This is a genomic window from Aquincola tertiaricarbonis (genome assembly GCF_000969605.1).
Lineage (GTDB): Bacteria > Pseudomonadota > Gammaproteobacteria > Burkholderiales > Burkholderiaceae_C > Aquincola > Aquincola tertiaricarbonis.
The window spans coordinates 22,540-28,539 of the sequence record NZ_JZUE01000042.1 but is presented as its reverse complement, the minus strand read 5'-3'; the positions used below and the strand labels follow the sequence as shown (position 1 = coordinate 28,539).

At 64.3% G+C, this 6,000-nt stretch carries 5 protein-coding genes; 4 read left to right on the top strand and 1 reads right to left on the bottom strand.

Annotated features, from left to right (window positions below):
* Nucleotides 1-731 precede the first annotated feature (731 nt).
* The 4 genes from VO99_RS26595 (at nt 732) to VO99_RS26585 (ending at nt 4,551) form a co-directional block, all read left to right on the top strand.
* Nucleotides 732-914 (top strand): H-NS histone family protein, encoded by a 183-nt coding sequence (locus tag VO99_RS26595; RefSeq protein ID WP_157039813.1) that lies wholly within the window; start codon nt 732-734, stop codon nt 912-914.
* A 675-nt stretch (nt 915-1,589) separates the two neighbouring features.
* Nucleotides 1,590-1,865, top strand: coding sequence for a type II toxin-antitoxin system HicB family antitoxin (locus tag VO99_RS31050; protein ID WP_198157091.1), 276 nt, complete (start codon nt 1,590-1,592; stop codon nt 1,863-1,865).
* Nucleotides 1,866-1,912: 47 nt separating this feature from the next.
* Nucleotides 1,913-3,859 (top strand): hybrid sensor histidine kinase/response regulator, encoded by a 1,947-nt coding sequence (locus tag VO99_RS26590; protein ID WP_046115991.1) that lies wholly within the window; start codon nt 1,913-1,915, stop codon nt 3,857-3,859.
* Between the two features lie 332 nt (nt 3,860-4,191).
* Complete coding sequence (locus VO99_RS26585) at nt 4,192-4,551, top strand: hypothetical protein (protein ID WP_046115990.1); 360 nt, start codon at nt 4,192-4,194, stop codon at nt 4,549-4,551.
* A gap of 895 nt (nt 4,552-5,446) precedes the next feature.
* On the opposite strand, the gene VO99_RS26580 is transcribed toward VO99_RS26585, so the two are convergent.
* Nucleotides 5,447-5,701, bottom strand: a complete 255-nt coding sequence (locus tag VO99_RS26580; RefSeq protein WP_157039812.1) for a hypothetical protein — start codon at nt 5,699-5,701, stop codon at nt 5,447-5,449.
* Nucleotides 5,702-6,000 lie beyond the last annotated feature (299 nt).

Genomic DNA, 6,000 nt, shown 5'->3' with positions numbered 1-6,000 from the left:
GCCTGCGGCCCAACTGGCTCAAGCAGGCGCTGGCCAACGGCAGCGCCCTGGAGTCCTTCCGCGTCGAAGGCTGATCCGGCTGCTCACGTGCGTGTCGGCCAGTGCGACACGCGCGGCACGAGGGCCGCAGCTGTTCGATGTTGCCGACCTCCTCTGCCCGGACAGCACAGCCCGATAGGCTGCCGTGGCTGCGGGGTATCGCGGCCCTCCGCCCCAACTTGGCCTGTCACTCCTCTATCCCTGTGCCCAACCCGTTTGAGATCCCTGAAGTTCAAAGCGCGCCGAGCGCGGCGCGTCTGGCAGCCGAAGCTTTTTTCTCGCAACGTCCAGCGGGGCAGCCTGACCCCGCTCCTGTAGTCACCGTCGTCAAGGGCAGGGTAGAACAGCCTTCGCTGCCTGAGCGGGCGGCGGTACCTGCAAAGGAAGCCGCTCGACCACCTCGCGTGTTTCGACTGCCGTCGCCGGTGTCAACCGTAACGAGCTTGCAGACGGCGCTTGAAGCGACGGCCCTAGGTGCGCAAGAGCCGGCCAGTCCGGAGACCGGTGCCGCCGACGTGCACGCCGCCGTTGGCCCGAAGCGTCGGCGTTCGAGGCGACTACTGCATGGTGAAGTCACCATCACGCGTCCGAACAACGCACGCCCTGTCTCGACGCGAGCACCCGACGTGTTGACTGAACGAGTCCCGAGCACGACGCCGGCGATGGAGGGCCGGAAGCAGGTGCGGTCTACGGTGCAAAAGTTCGCAGAAGGCGGTGATGCCTGGCCACGCTATCCCGAGATGCTCCATCGGCTGCGTGAGCTGCAAGCCGAGGCCGAGGCAGCCAGGCAACGGGAGCGCCAGGTGGCCCTTGTCTGGATCCGTAAAGCAATCGCCGACTACGACCTGTCGCCGTCTGAACTGGGACTGCGCTAAGGCGACGAGGCGCCACCTTGGAGCGGACCGTGTGGCTGCAGGACGAGGCCGCCACGCTCGCGCCGGCACCGTCAGCCAACACCGCTGACGGCGAAAAGCTTGGCCGTCAGGGGATCACGTAGCGGGTCGTAGCCCCCAGGAACGCTGAGTTCATGGTCCCGCTGCTGTGGAGGCAAAGGCTTCCTTGAGTGAGTGCGTGACCTGCTTGGCGGCACCGGGATAGCCCCTCAGCGGTATCACGGGGACCGCGTCGACTCGGGTCCACTCGCCGACTTGACTGGTCCCGCTGACGTCCGCGCGTAAGCTTCCGATGATCAGCTTCCGGAACCCGCCGCCATGCTCTCAGGTGCTGCGCTGGTACCGCACAAGGCGCGCCAGCAGGATGCAGGTCTGGCGTACCGTCCCGACTGCGTTCAGGGAGTCCTGCCGTACTTCGCCGGTAATCATTCTTAGACGACGAGGGTGGCAGCCGTGGGTTGACCGTTTTCCGTGGAGAACTTGATTCCGCCGACTGCGCGGCATGCATATGCTGGCCTTACTTCTGAACAGTGCGGGGACATGACAGCGCTCACCGCTTGCGTCCATCCAGCGGTGAGTGGACGCTCACTATTTCAGGCTCGGATCTTTGCGATGTGGCGATAATCATCGGGAGCAAACCGCAATGGGAGAGCGACCTTGGCGGACGTTGCCTACGCGATACACCTGGAACCAGCCTTCACGGGCGGCTACTTCGTTACCTGCCGGGACCTGCCTGAACTTTTGGTCGCCGGGGACGGCACAGAGGACACGGTGCGACGTGCTTCAGAAGCGCTGGACTTGCTGTTGACCATTCTGATTGACGAGGATGTTGCACCTCCGCTGCCAACCCCTCTTCGCACGGCAGAGGTCTGGATACAGCCGTCCGAACCGGTTCGGCGTCAGCTGCGGTACTACTTTTCCTCGCCGCGCTGAGAAGTCGGTGCTACCTGCCTGCCCGTCACATTGTTGACCACCACCGCATGACCTCTTCCCACCGCACCCCGGCAGGAGTGCCCTCCAGCGAAACACGCTACCGATTGCTTGTGGACGCCGTCACGGACTATGCGATCTACATGCTGGACCCGGATGGCTTCGTGACCAGCTGGAACTCCGGCGCACACCGGCTTAAGGGCTACAGCGAGCAGGAAGTGCTGGGGCGGCACTTCTCCAGGTTCTATCTCGAGGAAGACGTGAGGTCAGGTCGCCCGCAACGCGCGCTGGCGGTCGCCGAGAAAGAAGGGCGGTTTTCGGCCGAAGGTTGGCGGGTGCGCAAAGACGGCAGCCGGTTCTGGGCGCTGGTGGTGGTGCACGCCATCCGCGACGCGCATGGCTTGCTGCTCGGGTTCGCCAAGGTGACCCGCGACCTGACCGAACGCAAGGAGGCCGAGGAAAATCTGCGGCGCAGCGAACAGCAGTTGCGCCTGCTTGTCCAGAGCGTCACGGACTATGCGATCTACATGATCGATCCCGACGGCGTCATCACCAACTGGAACGCTGGCGCCCAGCGCATCAAAGGCTACCTGGCAGACGAAGTGGTCGGCACCTCGTTCTCCCGCTTTTACCCCCCTGAAGATCAAGCCAATGCGCTGCCCGCTCGGGCGCTGGCAACGGCATTGAGCGATGGACGGTTCGAGGCAGAGGGGTGGCGCGTGCGCAAGGATGGCAGTCGTTTTTGGGCCAGTGTGGTCATTGACCCCATCCACGATGCCGACGGCCGACACATCGGCTTTGCCAAGGTGACGCGCGACGCTACCGAAAAGCGAGCTGCGCAGCAGGCACTGGAGCGGGCGCGAGAAGACCTGTTCCAGGCGCAGAAGCTTGAAGCGGTTGGCCAGCTCACGGGGGGTGTCGCCCACGACTTCAACAACCTGCTGATGGTCGTGCTCAGCAGCTTGACCCTGGCACGCCGGCGCTTGCCGGCGGAGCAGCATGGGGTGTTGCGACTGCTGCACAACGCCGCAAAGGCCGCCCGACGCGGTGTGTCGCTTACGCAGCGCATGCTGGCCTTCGCGCGCCGACAGCCCTTGAGCCCAACGGCTGTCGATCTCAGCAAGCTCGTTGGCGATATGGCAGAGCTGTTGCAGCAGTCCGTCGGCCCCACCATTGAGTTGTCTGTCCAAGTGCCGCGGGACCTGCCAAAGGCGGTGGTGGACTCCCATCAGCTGGAACTGGCCGTTTTGAATCTGGCCGTCAACGCCCGTGATGCCATGCCAGATGGCGGCCGTTTGACCATCGCGGGCCGTCTAGCAATGTTCGGCCCGTCAGGCGAAGAAAAGCGGGAGGCGCTGTGCCTCGAAGTCACGGACACTGGCGTCGGGATGGATGAAGCCACGCTTGGACGTGCGACAGAGCCGTTTTTCACCACCAAGGGGACTGGCAAAGGCACTGGTTTGGGATTGCCGATGGTGCACGGCCTGGCGGCCCAGTCAGGCGGGCAGCTGATCTTGAGCAGCCACCCGGGCAGGGGAACGACGGCGGCGGTGTGGCTGCCGATAGCCGCCGCGGACGATCACGCTGAACCGGTTGAGCCCGACCAGCAGCCGCACGGCGGCAGCACGGTGTCGCCGAGGGCGATCCTGCTGGTGGACGACGATGCGCTCGTCCTTGACAGTGCGGCGTCGCTTCTGGAGGACGACGGGCACACGGTGTTGCGCGCCGGGTCCGGCGAGGAGGCGTTGCGCCTGCTGGCTGCAGGCAGTCACATTGATCTGGTGATCACCGACTACGCGATGCCGCGCATGAGCGGCACGGAGTTTGTCGCTCAGCTTGCCAAACTTGGCCACCACTTGCCCGTGGTGCTTGCTTCCGGCTTTGCGGAAGCTGGCGACGTGGGGCCAGATCTTGTGCAGTTGAACAAGCCCTACAACCAGGACGAACTTCGGGTAGCGGTCGAGCAGGCACTACGAATGAAGCAGATCCTGTCGTGATAAACGAGGAAGCGGAACCCTCCACGGTACGACCGGCTGCAAGGTTTGCGAGATGCACATCTAGGGCTGGCGCGAATTGCATGTCCGCTACGCTTGCGTTCATTCGAGTCGACACTGCGGCCTCAGGTAGCGCCGGGCCGTCGGCGGTGAAGCCCTCAACTTTCATCTGGATGTGCAGAACCTGGCCAACCACCGGGCGCAGGAACAAGTCGCTTGCAGGCGTGACGCTCACGCGCCCGGTTTGCACATCCATCCCGTCGCGAAGCTCAGGCGGTGCCGCGCACGATCGTCCATACGCTGCAACGCACAACAACGGTCCCTCACACCAACGAATGAACCCCTATCGCGACGCGCTGGCGTGGATCAGCCAGAACCCAGACGCTGCGAGTGCGATCGGCCTGGCCAAGCTCATCCTGTCGCTTGCAAACCGGAGCCCGTTCTCGTTGGGCGAGTGCTTGGCGACCCTCAGCGGCCCGCAGGTGCGGTTGGCCATGCGGGTGGCGAACCACTATGCGGAGCGTGGCGACGATAACGAGTTGCAGGCTGTGAGCACCGAAGTCTGCAGCCTGCATCCGCGCCTGGTGGTGCTGGGGGAAATCATGACAGAAGCAGGCCGCCGCGAGGACTGGCTTCACAGGCCCGCTGGCGAGGTCCACCTGCAGTTTGGTAAGAAACCTGGGGACAAACAGTAGGCTGACCGTTCAACGACCTGCCCCGCAGGTGCGTCGCCCCTAGCTGCCGGCGGGCTGGCCTACCTGCACAGCGCCAGCATGACAACCAGCCCGCTCTGGAACGATAACCTGCGGTGATCCTGTTGCCCCGCTGCTACGCAGTTCCAGCGGGGAGAGACTCGACAAGCACCGACGCGAGCTAACTTTGGGGCCAACGGGTGGGCGACTCGAAGACATCTGTGCCCTTAGTCGGTGGGCTCACCTCAGTGCAATCACGGGACGCCGGGAGGGACGGAGGTTGGACAGTCCCTGCGCAGCCTTGGCGAGGCGCCTGGCAAGCCGGAACGCTGGCGGCCGCCAGGCGAGACGCGATAGGAGTCCGGAATGACCGCTGGCGGCAAAACGGTGGGGGCCGGAGTCATCTCTCCGTGGGTCGGTTGTGGACTTCGCTTGTCACGCCGGCCGGCCGGTGCCGTGATCGGGAGCCGCTGCCTCACTAGCGTTCTGCATTGACTTGGAACGGTCCCGGTGCTTGCACGGTGTCGTCACGAGTGGAGGCTCCATTCCACCGGGCGCCGCGTCGCTTGCAAGAGGTGGGTGAGATTTTCATGGCGCCTGACTGCTCGTCATGAGGTGGATGGCTTCGATCCCGGCTAGAGGGTCGTCGCTCTGTGTGGCAGTTCGGGAGCGCATCAAGCTTCATACTGGACTTCGCCGCACCGCCGGGACCCCCTGCCTTTGGCGATACCACTCATACACGGCTGCTTCACCAGGTCCCCGGCCTAGCGTGTGGATATGCCCTTGATGTCATCTGGTACAGCACATCGCTCCCTTCCCGGTTAGCTCGGCCCGTGCCATAGTGATGGTGGTCATCGTGGGTTCCCTTGGACAAGGGTTATTGGCTCGCACCTGATCCTTAGCCGGGGCCACGATGGCCACCCCTGACTGCGGCGTTGAAGTCCGCGAGTGCCTGGTTGATCGCTTCGTCGAAGCGCGCGATGCCCTGCACCAACGCCGGGCCGGTGGGGCCGCCGTCGCCCCAGAGGTGTAACACCGAGGTCCACGCCCAGTACTCGTCCACCAGTAGCTCGAGCGAGAAACCCTCCGCCGCGTGCAGCAGCGCGTGCGTCTCGGCCGCTGTGTGCTCGGCACCGTCGGTGCGGACGGCCAAGCCCTGGGACCTGATGACGGCCTGCTCACGGGCGGCAATCGACCCGGTGACCGGACGCCCAAGCAGTGCCGTCTCAAGCGCCGCGCTTCCAGCACGCCCGAATTTCTGGCAGCACTGGACCTGCAATAAGGGCAGGCGGCCTGGGCGTAGAAGCGGACGTCAAACTCCAAAGGCGCCTAAAGGCGCTCGCCACTGGTCGTGCGTGAGTTCGCAGGCCCGCATCATGGCTTGACGGGGAAAGATCGCAGCCTTCCTGCTGTGTCTCCGTGGCAATCAATATGGGCTTTGGTTTGTCCAAC